The sequence below is a fragment of the Paenibacillus rigui genome, assembly GCF_002234615.1.
In the GTDB taxonomy this organism is placed as follows: domain Bacteria; phylum Bacillota; class Bacilli; order Paenibacillales; family NBRC-103111; genus Paenibacillus_S; species Paenibacillus_S rigui.
Genome location: NZ_NMQW01000002.1, coordinates 394,231 through 411,992, shown reverse-complemented (window position 1 = coordinate 411,992; position 17,762 = coordinate 394,231). Strand labels below are relative to the sequence as shown.

General features: G+C 53.0%; 11 protein-coding genes. All 11 read left to right on the top strand.

The genetic code is table 11. From position 1 onward, the window contains the following. The first annotated feature begins 25 nt into the window (after window positions 1-25). The gene (locus CF651_RS02515) at window positions 26-2,734 is read left to right on the top strand and encodes a hypothetical protein (protein WP_094013237.1); all 2,709 of its coding nucleotides are present in this window, start codon (window positions 26-28) and stop codon (window positions 2,732-2,734) included. A gap of 75 nt (window positions 2,735-2,809) precedes the next feature. After that, the gene (locus tag CF651_RS02510) at window positions 2,810-5,266 is read left to right on the top strand and encodes a glycoside hydrolase family 95 protein (protein WP_094013236.1); all 2,457 of its coding nucleotides are present in this window, start codon (window positions 2,810-2,812) and stop codon (window positions 5,264-5,266) included. Window positions 5,267-5,271: 5 nt separating this feature from the next. Further along, window positions 5,272-6,261 (top strand): sialidase family protein, encoded by a 990-nt coding sequence (locus tag CF651_RS02505; RefSeq protein WP_094013235.1) that lies wholly within the window; start codon window positions 5,272-5,274, stop codon window positions 6,259-6,261. Window positions 6,262-6,367: 106 nt separating this feature from the next. Next, window positions 6,368-8,545 carry an MGH1-like glycoside hydrolase domain-containing protein gene (locus CF651_RS02500; RefSeq protein WP_094013234.1) on the top strand — a complete coding sequence of 726 codons (2,178 nt, stop codon included), beginning with the start codon at window positions 6,368-6,370 and terminating at the stop codon, window positions 8,543-8,545. Then, a complete protein-coding gene (locus CF651_RS02495) occupies window positions 8,532-9,602 on the top strand; it encodes a sialidase family protein (protein ID WP_094013233.1) in 1,071 nt (356 codons plus the stop codon). The genes CF651_RS02500 and CF651_RS02495 overlap by 14 nt, the downstream gene beginning before the upstream one ends. A gap of 27 nt (window positions 9,603-9,629) precedes the next feature. Continuing rightward, on the top strand, window positions 9,630-10,520 hold the full coding sequence (locus tag CF651_RS02490) for an AraC family transcriptional regulator (protein WP_094013518.1): 891 nt from the start codon (window positions 9,630-9,632) through the stop codon (window positions 10,518-10,520). A 62-nt stretch (window positions 10,521-10,582) separates the two neighbouring features. Beyond that, entirely contained in the window at window positions 10,583-11,611 is a 1,029-nt protein-coding gene (locus CF651_RS02485) for a dienelactone hydrolase family protein (RefSeq protein WP_094013232.1), read from the top strand. 165 nt (window positions 11,612-11,776) lie between these two features. Further along, window positions 11,777-12,898, top strand: a complete 1,122-nt coding sequence (locus tag CF651_RS02480) for an ABC transporter ATP-binding protein (RefSeq protein ID WP_094013231.1) — start codon at window positions 11,777-11,779, stop codon at window positions 12,896-12,898. 15 nt (window positions 12,899-12,913) lie between these two features. After that, window positions 12,914-15,880 (top strand): extracellular solute-binding protein, encoded by a 2,967-nt coding sequence (locus CF651_RS02475; RefSeq protein ID WP_094013517.1) that lies wholly within the window; start codon window positions 12,914-12,916, stop codon window positions 15,878-15,880. Next, complete coding sequence (locus CF651_RS02470; protein ID WP_094013230.1) at window positions 15,867-16,841, top strand: carbohydrate ABC transporter permease; 975 nt, start codon at window positions 15,867-15,869, stop codon at window positions 16,839-16,841. The genes CF651_RS02475 and CF651_RS02470 overlap by 14 nt, the downstream gene beginning before the upstream one ends. Beyond that, on the top strand, window positions 16,842-17,732 hold the full coding sequence (locus tag CF651_RS02465) for a carbohydrate ABC transporter permease (RefSeq protein WP_094013229.1): 891 nt from the start codon (window positions 16,842-16,844) through the stop codon (window positions 17,730-17,732). The last annotated feature ends 30 nt before the right edge of the window (window positions 17,733-17,762 follow it).

Genomic DNA, 17,762 nt, shown 5'->3' with positions numbered 1-17,762 from the left:
TTGCGAAAAGGAGGTTATCGGTCACATGAATACCGTTATACTGGGTTACGATCTTCATCCTGCCCCGCGTGTCCAATATGCGATAGAGCTGTTGAGACAGTCGCTGCAGGAGAACGGGTATGAGGTCCGGGAGGAGTCAGGGGGCTGGACATGGGACGGCTATCGCTCACCGGACCGGAAGCTTTTTGTAGGAAACCGCTTGGAATCTGCGTTTCTCCAGCAGCTGGAGGAGCGGGATGTGCTGCTGTACCACTCGGAGACGCCGCAGGGGGAAGGCTTTTATTTGGCATCGTGCCCCGGAAGCTTGACGATCGTTTCCGGTGGAAGCGATTCAGGCTTGTTGTATGGCTGTTTGGAGCTGGCACAGCGAATCCGGACCGCTGGGAAGCTTTCCGATCATATCGCATACGGGGATGCACCGAAATTTGCATTGCGCGGACCGGCCATCGGGCTGCAGAAGACGACCGTGGAGCCGCCGCGGCTGACGTATGAATACCCCATAACACCGGGACGGTTTCCGTGGTTTTACGACCGGGCGCTCTGGCTTGATTTTCTTGACATGATGCTGGAGCAGCGCTGCAATATTTTTTACCTGTGGACCGGTCACCCGTTTGCTTCGCTTGTGCGTCTGGAGGATTACCCGGAAGCGCTGGAGGTTACGGATGAGGAGTTTGCACTCAATGTGGACACGTTCCGTTGGGTAGCGGAGGAAGCGGATAAACGAGGCATTTGGGTCGTGCTCAATTTCTACAACATTCATATTCCGCTGCCGTTTGCCGAAAAGCACGGTCTAAAGCAGCATCAACCGAAACCGCTTCCATTGACGAGTGATTATTATAAAAAATCGATTGCAGCCTTTGTCCGGTCCTTTCCGAATGTCGGGCTGATGGTTTGTCTCGGGGAAGCACTGCAAGGGCAGATCTATGGTGTGGAATGGTTCAATGATACGATTCTCGCCGGCGTTTTGGAGGGCCTGAAGGATCTGAACCTGAAGGAAAAGCCGCCGATCATTCTTCGCTCCCACGCGATCGAGCCGCAGAAGGTCATTGAAGCGGCGCTGCCGCTGTACCCGAATTTGTATACCGAGGCGAAATATAACGGGGAGTCGCTTACAACGTATACTCCGCGGGGCAAATGGCTGGACATTCATAACAAGCTTGGCTCCATGCAATCGGTGCATATTGTGAATGTGCATATTTTGGCGAATTTGGAGCCTTTCCGCTATGGCGCGCCCTCCTTTATTCAAAAAAGTATGCAGGCCGCCAAGTATCGGCTGAAAGCGAATGGCTTGCATTTGTATCCGCTCTTTTTCTGGGATTGGCCTTTCGCACCGGATAAAGTGGAGCCGAGATTAAGACAGCTCGACCGCGATTGGATCTGGTTCGCCTGCTGGTTCCGCTACGCTTGGAATCCGGATCGGGATCCGCAGGCGGAGCGGCATTTCTGGAGCACCGTACTGGCTGGACGGTATGGCAGTGTAGAAGCAGGAGAAGCGATTCTGGATGCGTACGAAGCCTCCGGCGAGTGTGCGCCGAAGTTGCTGCGCCGGTTCGGCATCACCGAGGGGAACCGTCAAACGATGAGCCTCGGTATGACGATGAGCCAGTTAACGAATCCGGAGCGTCACATGCCGTGGCCGGATTTGTGGGAATCCCAGGCTCCCCAGGGGGAACGGCTGGAGGAATACGTGGTCAGGGAGCTGGCCCGCGAGCCGCATGTCGGTGAAACGCCGCCGGAAATCATTGCGGAGGTGGAAGCCCATGCACGTCAGGCCGTAGACGCCATCGAGCGCGCACGCGGTTCTGTCGTCAGCAATGTGGAGGAGTTTGAACGGTTAGCCGCTGATATGCATGCGCTTCAATATATGGTTGATGTTTACACTCACAAGGTTCGCGCAGCCATGCTCATATTGACCTATAAGCATACGGTGCGCGGGGAGTTTTTTGAACAGCTCTCATTGCTGGAGCAAGCCGCTCTCCATCTGGAGCAAAGCTTATCCAGCTATCGCAAGCTGACCGAGCTGACGGAGACGACGTATTTGTTTGCCAACAGCATGCAAACTCCGCAGCGTAAAGTGCCGATCCGAAACGGGCTGGAATTCGGACATTGGAAGCAATGTCTGCCGGTTTACGAAGCGGAGCTGAATCAATTCCGCCTTCATCTTCAGGAGCTTCAGCAGGGGACGCTGCCCGAAGCGCTTAAACATGTAAAGGAGCCGATCCTCCCTTACCGGCAAGCTCCATTCAAGCTGCTTTCGGACAATGCAGAGCTGTTCCGTGTGGAAAAAGGCAGCACCGTCTTTACGGACGGCGACATTCACATCGTCAGCGGTGCCGAGGAGCTGCACGAGCTGACCGGCATTCGGTTCAGTCAAATGCAGGCGGGACTGCAAGGGATTGCCATTGAGATTGAGCTGGAGCAGCCCTCGCAAGTTTTGATCGGATACTTCAATAACAAGGATCAGCAATGGCTGCAGGCACCGAGCCTGGAAGAAAATACGCATGCGGATGATATGGGCGGCTACGCGCCGATTCTCCGCAAAGGGCTTCGCTTATATGCATATCCTTCCGTCAATGTGCATGCGTTTCAATATGAGGCCGGCCGGCATACGCTCGATTTTGGCCGGGGCGCTTTCTTGATTCTGGGCGTCGTTTCTAACGATCAGGTGATGAAGGTACGGGACGTCGAGCATAAGAACGACGGGATCGATACTTTGGATTGGTTGTATGAGTAGTACGAAGCAGAAAGTAGAGCAAAGCAAGGGAGAGGTGCGGGGGACCTTACAGGAAAGCTCGGAGGAGGAATGTTGATGACCAACAATAAGCTGGCGCTGTGGTATAACCAGCCCGCCCGCAATTGGTTCGAAGCGCTGCCCATAGGCAACGGCCGGCTGGGCGGCATGGTGTACGGCGGTGTTCAGCGGGAACGGATTGTACTGAACGAGGATACGCTGTGGTCAGGGGAGCCGCGCGATACGATCCGTTATGATGCGGTACGTCATTTGAACCCTGTCCGACAATTGATTTTCGACGGGAAGCACGCGGAAGCCGAAGAGATCATCGGGCAGCATATGCTCGGCCCAGAGATTGAATCCTTCCTGCCGTTAGGCGATCTGGAGCTTGTCTTCGAGGACGAGGGCGAGAGTGAGGGTGAGATCACCGGGTATCGCAGGGAGCTGGACCTGCAGGAAGGCATCGTTCGCACCAGTTACCGTCGGGATGGTGCCCTGTGTACGAGGGAAATGTTTGCGTCGGCGCAGGATCAAGTGATTGCGATTCGACTGTTCTGTGAAAGCAAAACCCGGTTTTACGCGGTGCTGCACAGCCAGCTGCAATATGCGGTGCGCCGTTTGACCCATCAACGGCTGTCGCTGAACGGCCGGGCACCAATTCATGTGCTGCCGAACACGGTGAAGTCTCCCGAGCCCGTACAATATGCAGACGGCAAAGGCATGAGCTTTGAAATTCAAGTGCAGGCTATCGCAGAGCAGGGCAAGGTCGAAGTGAGCGGGGGAAGGATCACGGTCACCGGCAAAGGCTGGATTACGCTGCTGCTCACTGCAGCGACCAGCTACAATGGCTATGGCCGTGATCCCGTCGCCTTCGGGAAACGGACGGATGAACCGTGCGGTTCCTGGCTAGCCGAGGCCGTTCGAGTCGGCTACGAAGGATTGAAGGAACGTCATCTCAGCGATTATAAAAGGCTGTTCGACCGGGTTGATCTTCAGCTCGGCGGTGAGGATAAAAGCCTTCTGCCGACGGACGCCCGAATTCAGGCGATACGCAAGGGGGAGGCAGACCCCGGATTGTCGGTATTATTTTACCAATATGCAAGGTATTTGCTGATATCAAGCTCACGTCCAGGCACACAGCCTGCCAATTTGCAGGGCATTTGGAATGATAAAACGCAGCCGCCCTGGTGCAGCAGCTGGACGACCAACATTAACATCGAAATGAACTACTGGCCTGCCGAGGTCGGCAATTTAGCGGAATGCCATCTGCCGTTGTTCGACCTGTTCGAAGGGCTGCGCGTGACGGGGCGCAAGGTGGCAAGCGTGCACTACGGCTGCCGGGGCTGGACGGCTCATCACAATATTGACATCTGGCGTACCGCAACGCCTGTGGGCGGATCGCCGAGCTGGGCGTTTTGGCCGATGGCCGGGGCATGGCTCTGCCAGCATTTATGGGAGCATTATGCTTTCGGCCAAGATGAAGACTTTCTGAAGCAGGCTTACCCTGCGATGAAAGAAGCGGCGCTCTTTTGTTTGGATTGGCTGATCGTCAATCCGCAAGGAGAGCGGGTGACCAACCCGTCCACTTCACCGGAAAATTATTTCTTTACGGCGGACGGTCAGAAAAGCAGCGTAACCCAAGGGGCTACAACGGACTTGCTGCTCATTCGGGATTTGTTCGAGCATTGTATACAAGCGTGCCAGGTTCTGGATTGCGATGTGAGCTTTCAACAACAGCTTCGTGACGCCTTGGATCAGATGCCTCCGCTGCGTATCGGTTCCCATGGGCAATTACAGGAATGGGATCAAGATTATGAAGAGGTTGAGCCGGGGCATCGGCATACAGCCCACTTGATTGGGCTGCATCCGCTGGATCTGGTTACACCGGATGGGCAGCCGGAGCTGGCGCAAGCGTGTAGACGCACGCTGGAAAGGCGGCTTGCCCATGGCGGAGCCCATACGGGCTGGAGCTGCGCCTGGACCGTCAACTTCTGGGCAAGACTGGGCGAGCCGGAGGAAGCGGTTCATTTCTTGCGGCTTCTGCTTGAGGGGCTGCATCCGAATCTGATGAATGCGCACCGGCACCCGAAGGTCAAAATGAACATTTTCCAGATTGACGGAAATTTCGCCGGGATGTCAGGGATGACGGAAATGCTGCTTCAAAGCCATGCAGGTGCGATCCGCTTGCTTCCGGCGCTGCCCTCGCAATGGGACAGCGGCAGGGTGAAGGGACTCAGAGCCCGCGGGGGCTTTGAGGTGGAGCTGGCTTGGCGCGAGGGGATGCTGCAATATGCGAGGATTCGCTCCTTGGCGGGTCAAGTATGCCGGATTCAATCCAGGCATCCGGTCCAAATTAGCCGAAATGGTGAAGCCGTAGATACCGTCAGTCCGGCACCCGGATGTATGGAATTTGCGACCGAGGCCGGCCAGTGCTTCGAAATCGTTCCTGTAATCGGCCGGCAAGCCGAAGATGAGGCTGTGGACAGCCGGAAAGCTGTTGGTTCCCCGGCCCTAAACCCAAGACAAGGAGAATAACAGGTATGAAAGGCATCATTACGGCAAAGGAGTTTATTTTTGAGGATGACAGACCGTTTCTGAGCTGTCACGCCTCCACCTTGGAGCTGCTCCCTAATGGGGAAGTGATAGCTGCCTGGTTCGGGGGGACGAAGGAGAAGGCGGGGGACGTAGCTATCTGGACCGCGCGCAGGGGGAGCGAGGGCTGGACACCCCCCTGCAAGGTTGCGGATCAGGAAAGGATTCCGCATTGGAATCCCGTGCTTTTCCGAAGGCAGGATGGCATCCTTTTTCTGTACTATAAAATAGGGAACGATATCGCGGAATGGCAAACGATGGTCATGCAATCCGGTGATAACGGGCATTCCTGGACGGAGCCGGTTCAACTGGTGGAAGGCGATCGTGGCGGAAGGGGGCCGGTCAAAAACAAGCCGATCACCCTCCACGACGGTACAATCGCCGCTCCTGCATCCTTGGAGCCTGCTTGGGATGCATTCGTCGATCTGTCGACGGACGGAGGCAAGACATGGACCTGCAGTGGAACCGTACCCTTGGATCGAAGCCATCTGCAGGGCAAGGGCATAATCCAGCCTGCCTTGTGGGAATCTGCACCGGGTATGGTACACATGCTCACCCGAAGTATGGAAGGCGCGATCTACCGCAGCGATTCCACCGATGGAGGGAAAACCTGGTTTGAGGCCTATCCGACCTCGCTGCCTAATAACAACAGCGGCATAGACCTTGTTAAGCTGGAACAAGGAGGGCTTGCGCTTGTCTACAATCCTACCCGCCCGGAGGAAGGGAAGAAGAAAGGTCCCCGTACTCCGCTTGTTGTCCGCTTTTCGGAGGATAATGGTCTGACGTGGGATCATGAGCTGCTGCTGGATGAAGGAGAGAAGCAGTACTCTTACCCGGCAGTTGTTGCCAGAGGCAGCGAGCTGTTCATAACGTATACTTGGAAAAGAGAGCGCATCGCGTTCCAAAAAGTAACAGTACTGTCGGGAGAGTGCAATTGACCTATAGAATGGATGAATAAACACCATTTATTGATCAAGGAACGTGAATTATACTAGATGAGAAGGTAATTTACACCATCATTTTTTATAAGTTGGAGGGGAATTCATGCTGGTTGAGACGAAACTGGATGATGAATTGCGGGCGGGTACCAAAATGCTGCGCACGCAGCCCCGCGCTTATTTGCTAGGCCCGACAGGAGCGAGGCTGTGGGCTGATTATTTAAATCCGGAGCCAGGCTTTGCCGGACGGTTTGATTTCATCCATAAGGTGAACATCCCATTGCTGTTCCAGGTAACCGCCAATTTGACGGACAGCTTCGAGCCGTGCCGGACGGAGTGGCATCCGAGTCACCTTCGTATGGTTTATGAAGATCACCGGTTATCGTTGGTGGAACAAAAGTTTATTACGTGGGACGATTGCGCGGTTTCCTGCCAAACCTGGACGAACCGGAGCCAGCAGGAGCTCGTGCTGCGGCTAGGTACGGATGAACATCGGTTCCCGAAGCTGGATGGGGATTTTATCCACGGACGCATTGAGCTGGAGCATTACAGCTTTATTATAGAAGGTGTCATCGCTGTCAGCGATCCGGCACTGCTCATGGAAGTAAGGGTCAAGCCGGGAGAGACCAAGCAGTTGATCGTGGCTGCAGCTTACGGCATTGAAGGCCAAGACCTTCGGGAAACGCTGATTGAGCGGGCATCGGTGTATACCCGGGCTGGAAGGACCGTGGAGGAAACAGTCCGGCATCAGCAGCAGACGTATGAGCGCTGGTTCAAGGAAGCGCCTGCTTTTCACAGCAGTGATCCCGTGTTGAATAAAACGTGGACGTACCGCTGGTTCGTCCTCCGTTACAATGCGGCGGATCCGAAATACGGGCATTTGCAGCATCCGCTTTTTTACGAAGGCAGATCCCACAAGAAAAGCAAGAAGCCCTTCGGCAAGGGCGGCTGGGAGTTCAGCAAGCTGATCAATTTATCTGTACCGCTGCACATTATGGATGCAAGATGGCATCACGATCCGGCATTTTGCGAGGGCGCGCTGCGGAATATGAAGGATTCCCCGGGCGAGGACGGGATGTTCCGCTGCTTAACGGTGGATACCATCATGCATTCCTTCGCGAATTTCTCCTGCTGGGCGGCGTACCAGTTGTATCTGGTACACGGCAATGATGCATTGGCGGCGGAGCTTTTGCCCGCTATGAAGAGCAATATAGCAGCTTGGAACGAGGTTCATGGCAGCGCTTCCGATCATCTGATGATCGAGCATAAGCATACCCGTACAGGGAAAGAGTACCAACCCAGCTATTGGTACTTTCACGATTTTCCGAAAAATCCGAAGGACAAAACGACCTATACCCACCTCAAAAGGGTCGATCGGGCCGTATATCACTACTTAAACACGCTTGCCGTTGCCCGGTTGTGTGATGCATCCGGGGATCCCGAAGCAGGAGTTTATGCCAAGCAAGCCGAACTTATCAAGCAGGATATTCTTGACAAAATGTGGGATGAAGCGACGCAATATTTCTATGATCTCCATTATGAGACAGATGAAATGGCGATGGTGCGAAACATCGTAGGCATTTATCCCGGATGGGCGCAGCTCATTGATGACAAGCATAACGGGATGATTGAGCATTTGCTGAGTGAAGAGGCATTTCTGACGCCGTGTCCGTTCCCTACGGTCTCGATCGATTGTCCGGCCTACTCGAAGGATGGCGGCTGGAGAGGGACGTTCGTCAAAGGGCGTAACGGTTGCGTGTGGGACGGTCCGAGCTGGCCTTATACCAATTCCATCGCGCTGGACGCGCTGGCGAAGGAAAGCAAGCGGAGAGGTCATATATTCGACCGATCGTTCGGACACTTGCTGCGGGAGTATTCATTCCTCCACTTTATGAACAGAGACCTGTCGCAGCCGGGGATCGTTGAGCATTACAACAGCGAAACGGGCGAGCCGTTAAGCGATGAGCAGGAATACAACCATTCCTATTATATTGATTTAATTATTTCGCATGTCGCGGGCTTAAGCATCGGTCAGGAGGGCATTGTTCTGGATCCGATACATATCGGACTGGATTACTTTAGTCTGGATCGGGTCAAGGTACAGGGAAGCGAGCTGCGCATTACGTATAAAAGTCCGGGCACGGCAGCCCCGGAATTGCCGGAGCTGGAAGTAGGCTACTGCCTCTATGTGGACGGAAAGCTGGTTTTCCATCAAGAAACGCTAGGCCGGCAAGCATGGACATGGGAGCAATGGAGAGGAGCGATAGCGAGTGCAACGATTTAATGGGGTTGTCACCTCATCCGCGACAGAGCCGATGTGGAGGGAAGCTTTTTTACCGGTACCACAGCCGAGTGATAATCATGCCTCCAATTTACTGGAGCTGGATAACGGCGATCTGCTCTGCGTTTGGTTTACAGGAAGCGGGGAGGGCAACCCGGATACGAATATTGCGATGTCCAGACTGCCGTCGGGATCGGACCAGTGGAGCCAGCCGGCGATTTTATCCGATGACCCGGAGCGGTCGGAGCAAAACCCGGTATTGTTTCAAGCGCCGGACGGCAAAGTATGGCTATTCCATACATCCAATGAGCCTCATAATCAACGAACCTCACGGGTTGCTTACCGCATTTCGGAGGACCGGGGGTTCACATGGGGACCTACTCAGGTGTTGTTTGACCGCACAGGCATTTTTTTAAGACAGCCTCTGCTGGTGCTAAGCAACGGGGATTGGCTGCTGCCGGCTTACTACTGCACGTTGGATGGGCATTACAGTGTTGTGCAGATCAGTGAGGACCAGGGGCAGACCTGGCAGCAGTATGAGGTGCAGGACAGCTTGCACAGTGTGCAAATGAGCGTAGTCGAACGCAGCGACGGTTCGCTGTTTGCGGTATTCCGCAGCCGTCTGTCGAAGCGGATTTATACGAGCATCTCCACGGACAAGGGAAGAAGCTGGACGGTGCCTGCGAAGAGCGAGCTGCCGAACAACAATTCCTCGATTCAAATGACGAAGCTAGCGAACGGACATCTGGCGCTGGTCTACAACAATTCCTCCTTGGAGCGGGATCAGTTCCGATGGGTGCAGAGGAAGGGCGAGTTTCGCAAAAAAACGCTGCGTACCCCGTTGACCTTGGCCTTATCGGAGGATGAAGGCCACACCTGGCCGTATTATAAAAACGTGCAAATGGCGGATTTGGAGCACAAAGAAAGCGGAGAAATCGGCTATTCGTACCCGTCGATTATTTCGACAAGAGATGGGAAGCTGCATATTGCCTTTTCTTATTTGCGAAAAGCGATTAAATACGTGTGCATTTCGGAAGAGCAGTGGGTTAAAGAGGAATAGAAAAAATCAGCAGGCGAGGTGTTGGTTTTGCGGGAGAGAATTAAACATTTAAGAGGCGATTCATTCTTTGATGAGAATTTGAATATTTTCTTAAATCGTGAATTGGAATCGTTTACAACGACACAGCATACGCATGATTTTGTTGAAATTAGCTATGTGGGGGAAGGATGCGGGTATCACTATCTGGAGGATCAAGTGATTCCTATCAAGCAAGGCGACCTGTTCGTTATTCCCATCGGTACTTCCCATGTGTATCGGCCGTCATCTCCCAAACAGGATAAAACGCTTGTCATCTACAACTGCATTTTCCGCGTCGAGCTGCTGAATGACTGGAAACACCTGCTGCAGAATGATTCTTACACCTATAATATCATCTACGAACCGAGCCAATGCTCCGAACGCTGGCTGCATTTCCAAGACAAGCACGACACCTTTTCCACGATGATTCAAAGCATGTATACGGAATATTTGAAGCGAAATGTCGGTTTCGAAACGCTGCTCATCGCCATGGTTGTCCAAATGCTGGTGCTGCTGCAGCGCTTCGAATTAAAGAATGAGGCGGAGCCGGCAACCTTCAGCAAGCTGGATGAGGTCGTCCATTTCATCAAGTTCAACTACACGCAGAATATAACGGTACAGCATGTTGCGGACTATTTCTATTTGAGTGCGAGCCACTTCCAAAGGCTGTTCAAGAAAACAACCGGCTTAACCTTTACCCAGTATTTGCAAAATGTCAGAATACAAAAATGCTGCGAGCTGCTGAAATCAACGGATATCCCAATTTATCAAATTGCCAATCAGGTCGGATACCTGGATATGAAGTTTTTTCATGCGCTGTTCCGCAAAAAAACAGGGATTACGCCCCGGCAGTACAGGCAAAACTTTCAGGAATTTGAGGATAAAGCGACATCATACTAACTTTTTGGAGCTGATCAGGGATTTCCTACAGCTCTTTTTTTGTAGAGACAGGAGGGATTCGCATGTGGGGACCGGAGCATTATTTGGATTATTTGTATGAGCAGGAGGAGGCATCGGAGGCCATCACAGGTCTTCACAGCAAGCCGTGGCAGGAGCGGAAACACGACGTGCGGGCCGCCCTGCTGCGCAGCTTAGGGCCGCTTCCGAACGAACGGGTGGCATTGAAGCCGACCGTTCTGGAAACGATGGACCAGGGCGAATACACGATGGAGCGTGTCTCTTATACTACGGCGCATGCGCTGCAAGCGACTGCCTATGTGCTGATTCCCAAAGGACTGCAGGGGAAAGCGCCGGCCGTAATGGCATGGCATGGACATGGGTACGGGAGCAGGGAGGTCGTAGGATTGCTGCCGGATGGGAAGGTGGATGAGTCGATTCCCGGCATTCATCAGCATTTTGGCGTGCAGCTGGTCAGAAGGGGGATGGTTGTGATTGCCCCGGACGTCATCGGGTTCGGCGACCGCCGGCTGCCTTCGGACCGGGTGAAGGATCCGCGGAAAAACAGCTCCTGCGCTCCGCTTGCTGCCAGGCTGCTGCTGTACGGCAGAACACTGGCCGGGCTTCGTGTCTACGAAGCGCTGCGGGCCGTCGATTATGCCGTCACCCGGGAAGAGGTCGATACGGATCGAATCGGCAGTATGGGCTTCTCGGGAGGAGGGCTGATCGCGTCGATGTCGGCTGTCTTGGATGAACGTATCCGGGCCACGGTGCTGAGCGCGTTTACGAGTACATTCCGGGGAAGTCTTCTGGCCATGAGCCATTGTATTGACAATTACTTTCCTGCAATCCTTCCCGGGCCGGACCTGCCTGAACTGATCGGACTTGCCGCTCCAAGGGGGTTGTTCGTCGAATCGGGAACGGAGGACCCTTTATTTCCGGTTGCTTCCGTAAGGGAAGCGATCGATTGTCTGGCAGCCATATATGATGCGGAGAAGGCAGCAGATCGGTTTGGCACGGATTTATTCCAGGGGAAACATGAGGTATCCGGGCGCCATTCCTACGATTGGCTGGTGCAGCAGCTGAAAGCATGATTACCCTATAAGGTAAGTAAACATCACCTATAATCCGTTATGCGGCGAGAGGTATAATGAATGAAAATAAAGGGCGATTAGTCGGTATTGGGCCTTTTGCAGCACCAAATTGAGCTGGATATGTAAACGTTATCAACCGGAAGGACTAATTATGGAGGTGCTATCATGGGACGCATTCTTCTGAATCATGTAGAAAAGCGTTACGGTAAAGATAAAGCATATGTGGTAAAAGATTTCCATCTGGAAATCCAGGATGGGGAATTTCTTGTGATGGTCGGACCTTCCGGCTGCGGAAAATCGACGACGCTTCGTATGATTGCAGGCCTGGAGGACATTACCTCGGGCGAGCTGTACATCGGGGACCAGCTCGTCAATCATTTGCCGCCGAAGGACCGGGACATTGCGATGGTATTTCAGAACTATGCACTGTATCCGAATATGAGTGTATATGAGAACATTGCCTTTGGCCTGAGGCTGCGTAAAATGGCCAAGAATGAAATCGATCAAGCGGTCAAAAAAACGGCACGGACGCTGGAAATCGAACCGTACCTGGAGCGCAAGCCGAAGCAGCTGTCCGGCGGCCAGAGGCAGCGGGTTGCACTGGGACGTGCCATTGTCCGCAACCCGTCCGTGTTCCTGATGGATGAGCCGTTGTCCAATCTGGATGCGAAGCTTCGGGTGCAGATGCGTACGGAAATCATTAAGCTGCATAAGCAGCTTGGCGTAACCATGGTCTATGTAACCCATGATCAGGTGGAAGCCATGACGATGGGGCACCGTATTGTGGTCATGAAGGACGGAATCATTCAGCAGGTGGATACGCCAAGAGTCATTTATAATAATCCGAGAAATATGTTCGTCGCGAGCTTTATCGGCACGCCACCGATTAATATGCTGGAAGGCAAGCTTGAAGAACGTTCCGACGGCTTGCTGGAGTTTCATACGAACCGGTACTATTTGCGGATTCCTGCCGAGCAATCGGAAGTGCTGAAGAAGAAGAAGAAAGTGAACCGGACCGTCGTTCTTGGCATTCGCAGTGAAAACATTCACTTGGATTCGTCATTCGAGCAGGCACGGCCTCATGCACAAATCGTCGGCACCCAGAAGATCAGTGAGCTGATGGGGGCGGATATGTATTTATACATGGATATCGGGGCACCGCAATTGTTCATTGTTCGTGCACGCTCAGATCATGCCTTCGGGGAAGATGAGAAGCTGACGCTGACGATCGATATGCAGAAGGCACTCTTTTTTGATAAGGATACTCAGGAAAATCTTATGTACTAATTGTTCAGCGGAGGGATGAAGTTGAAGGCGTTGCTGCGAACCAGGCGATGGATGGTTTCCGTGCTGGCCCTCGTCTTCATGCTCAGCCCCGCACTTTCCGGCCTGGCTGCCGACAGCAGCCTGCCGTCGGACGCACCAACGAAGGCGGCGGGCGCTGGTATGGAAGCGAGAGGGAACCAGTCATTGGATCCTTATTATGTAGATGTGTTGGAACAATGGAAAAAGGATGGGGCCTCGGCAGCACACACGGGCAAAATTACGATTCCGGGTACCAAGCTTTCGGGCCGGTCGGATCAAGCCAGTGCCACAGCCGGGTCCTATCAGGGTAAAGACAATGTGCTGGTGTGGAACCCGCAGCGGGACGAATGGATTGAGTATACGTTTGATGTGGAGCAGGGCGGCTTGTATGGCATCGAGCTGTCGTACCACCCTTTCGTGGACACGAGAAACCGGAAGCCGATTGCTTTAAACGTTTCAGTCGATGGCGGTCATCCGTTTCTGGAGTCGAAGTCCATCGAGCTGTACAGGCATTGGAAGGATAAGTTTCCGATCCGCAAGGACGACAAGGGCGATGATATCCGTCCGATGTCCGAGGATATATCCGGCTGGCTGTCTTGGCAGCTGCGCGATTTGACCGGGGCCTATGAGGATCCGCTGCTCTGGTATTTGAAGCCGGGCAAGCACACCATAAGGTTCTCGGGCAGCGATGCAATGGCGCTAGAAGCCATTACGCTGCAGGCGCCGGCCGTAACAGACAGCTACGCCAAAGTGAGAAGCGGGCAGCCGGCCGCAGCATCTCCTGTACAGGCAGAGCCGATCGTGATTGAAGCGGAGCAGGTTCAATGGAAGAACGATTCCTCGATTCAGCTTGCGTACGATAACGATATTGCCTCGGTGCCGTATGAGTTAGGCCACATTACTTACAATACGCTGGATGGCGCCCGTTGGTCATCAGGCAATCAGGAGGTCAGCTGGAGCTTCGATGCGCCGGAAAGCGGTTACTACAAAATCGCAATGCGCTCGCAGCAGGCGTTTACCTCGAACCGGTCTTCTTTCCGGACGATCATGATTAACGGAAAGGTTCCTTTTGCCGAGCTGAAGGCTTACCGTTTTTTATATGCCTCCGGCTGGAAAGGGATTACGCTCGGGGATGAGCAAGGAAAGCCCTATGAGTTTTATTTGAACAAGGGGCCGAACACGATCTCGATGAGGGTAACGCAGGCACCTTTGAAAACGATTGCTTTTGAGCTGGAGAAAACGATCGGGGATATCTTTAAGCTGTCCAGCGATCTGAAAACAATGACAGGCGGCGTCGATGACAAAAACCGAACCTGGGATTTGGAAAAGGATTTACCCGGATTCGTCGAGCAATTGCGAGGCGTGAAGGATCATTTGCAAGCTACGCGGGAGCGTATGGAGAAGATCAACGGACGCCCGGACGCCGTAACGCAAGGCATGGTGACGGTCGGGAAGGATATGGAAGCGCTGCTCAAAAATCCGGACGATATCCCGTATCAATCCAGCCGATTGTTCTCGCTGCAGGGCAAGGTCGCCGAATTCATTAAGCAGCTTAGCTATCAGCCGCTGCAGCTGGACCGGATCTACATCGCGCCTATCGATAAACCGTTTCCGAAGATGGAAGCGACGTTTTGGGAGAAACTCGAGGGCTCTGTCGTTACCTTTTTCAACTCGTTCAAGTCCAAGGAAAAGCTGAGTGAAATGGACGACAGCGTGCTGAATGTATGGATGTACCGGGGGCGGGACTATGTGAATTTGCTGCAGGGTCTGGCGGATGAGAGCTTCACGGCGAAGACCGGGATCAAGGTAAAGGTCAATCTGCTGCCGGATGAAAAGCTGCTGCTGCTCATGAACGCAGCTGGCATTGCGCCGGACGTGGCCTTGGGGCTTCCGCAGGATTTGCCTTTTGACTATGCAATTCGAAATGGCATTTATGACTTAAAGCAATTTTCCGATTTCGATGAGTTTTATAAACGATTCGCTCCCGGCTCGTGGACCCCTTTCTATTATAACGGAGGTTATTACGGTGTGCCGGAGACACAGACGTTCCAGGTGCTGTACTACCGTAAAGACATTTTGCAAAGCTTGGGCTTGCAGGTGCCGAATACATGGGATGATTTGTATAAAATGCTCCCTGTTCTTCAACAGAACGGAATGAACTTCTCGACCATTGAGCATAATGCGTTCTTTCAGCAGAACGGAGCCGAATATATTACGAAGGATGGCTCCAAGTCGGGCCTGAATTCGGAAAAAGGCTTTGACGCCTTTAAGAAATGGACGGATTTGCAGAACAAATATGCGGTCGATCAAAAGGTAGACAGCTTCTTCCAGCGCTTCCGCGACGGCTCGATTCCGATTGGCGTTGCCGATCTGAACACGTATTTACAGCTGACCGTGGCCGCTCCGGAGCTGAACGGCTGGTGGGGCGTCGCTCCGATTCCAGGCGTACAGCAGGAGGATGGGACCGTGGCGCGCTGGCTCGGCGGGGGCATGCAATCGTCGGCAATTTTCAAGCAAACGAAGAAAGCGAAGGAAAGCTGGGAGTTCCTCAAATGGTGGACCTCCGCAGAGACACAGGAACGATACGGAACAGATCTTGAAACGTTGAACGGCGTCACCTTCCGTTGGTATACCTCCAATATCGAGGCCTTTGTAAAGCTGCCTTGGAAGAGTGATGATATCAAGGCGATCTTGGAGCAGTGGAGATGGTTCAGAGAAATTCCGAATTCGCCGGGAAGCTATTACATGGACCGGGAGATTCTGAACGCGTGGAACCGGACCGTAGTGGACGGGATGAATTACCGAACCTCACTCGAAATGGCGATCACCGAAATTGACCGTGAAATGAAACGTAAAATGCAGGAATTCCATTATATTGATTCTAATGGCAACGTCGTTAGGTCCTTGAATTTGCCGACCATTACGAGGCCTTGGGAAGGAGTGGATAAGTATGTTAAATCATGAAGCGCCTGTGCTGCAAAATGCGCATACGTCCACGATGAAATTGAAAAAAAGATGGGTTGACGCTTTGAAGACGCTTTGGGCTTACCGGGCTTCGTATTTATTCATCGCGCCCTTCATGGCTTGTTTCATTATCTTTATTCTCATCCCCGTCTTATCAGCTATTGTACTGAGCTTTATGTACTATAACGCACTGGAAACGCCCCGGTTTATCGGCTGGGACAATTTCAGATATATGCTGTCGCAGGACCTGCTGCTGATCAAGTATGCGCTGCCGAATACGATCACATTTGCACTGATTGTCGGCCCGGGAGGCTATGTATGCGCCTTCCTGCTGGCTTGGCTGATTTCGATCCTGCCGGGGATTTACCGGAAGTGGTTTACATTGGCATTGTACACGCCTTCCTTGGCCGGGTTGGTGGCGATGAGCATTATTTGGACGCCGCTGCTGTCGAGTGACCGGATCGGTTATCTGAACAGCTTCCTCCTCAATGCCGGTCTCATTAGTGAGCCGGTGCTGTGGGTGACGAGCAAGGAGCATTTGATGCAATCGATGGTACTCGTTACTTTGTGGAAAAGTATGGGGATCGGCTTTCTGGCGATGTTGGCTGGTATTCTCAATGTCAATCCGGAGCTTTATGAGGCCGGAAGACTGGACGGCATTCGCAGCAGGCTGGAAGAAATATGGTACATTACGATTCCGTCAACCAAGCCGCAAATGCTGTTCGGCGCGGTTATGGCGATCGTCGGGGCCATTCAATCGAGCGGGATCGGGTCCAGCTTATCTGGCATGAATCCAACGCCGCAGTATGCGGGCCATATGATTGTCAGTCAAATAGACGATTATGGCTTTAAGCGGTTTGAGCTCGGCTATGCGACGGCTTTATCCGTAGTTCTGCTGCTGATTGTGTATTTGGCCAACAAGCTGGCGAATAAGCTGTTCGGCACGAAGGAGGGCGAATAGATGAGCGCGCTCGGCAAGCTCCTTCCTTGGCGGCGACGGTCGAGGCTGAAACGGCTCAGTACGTTCGAGAAGGTATCGGCAGTGTTCCTTGTCTTACTCAGCATCTTTATGCTCCTGCCGATTGTGTACATTTTGAACCATGCGTTTAAGCCTTATCAGGAACTGTTCGTTTATCCGCCTAATATTTTTGTACGGCATCCCTCGGTCCAAAACTTTTTGGAGCTGCTTGCCATTACCAAAGGGACAGCCGTTCCGGTTACACGGTATATGTTTAACAGTATTGTCGTGACTGCCTTGGGCGTATTTCTTATCACATTGGTCAGCGCGATGTGCGCTTATCCGATATCCAAGCATAAGTTTCCAGGCCATAAGCTGGTGTTTGCCACCATTCTGCTTACTTTGGTCTTCGTGCCGGAAACCGTTCTGATTCCGAGGTATTTGGTCGTCAGCAAGCTGGGGATTATGAATACGTACTTAGGTCACGTGCTGCCTTTGGTCGCAGTGCCGACCGGGGTCTTTCTAATGAAGCAGTTCATCGATCAGGTACCGGACGAACTGCTGGATTCGGCCAAAATGGATGGTGCGAGGGAGTTTACCCTATTTGTCCGGATCGTTATTCCGGTCATTATGCCGGCAATTGCGACGATTGCTATTATTGCATTCCAAGGTGCCTGGACCAATACAGAAACCTCCAGCTTATTCATGCAGGATGAAGAAATGAAAACCTTTCCGTTCTATATCGATACGCTGACGACGGGGATGGCCAATAATGTGGCGCGTCAAGGGGCCGCAGCAGCGGCAGCGATGCTGTTGTTCCTGCCCAATATGATTACGTTTCTCATGTTCCAGAGTAAGGTTATCGCCACCATGGCTCATTCGGGCATTAAGTAACGGCAACCCATCGGCGGTGTAAAAGGAGTG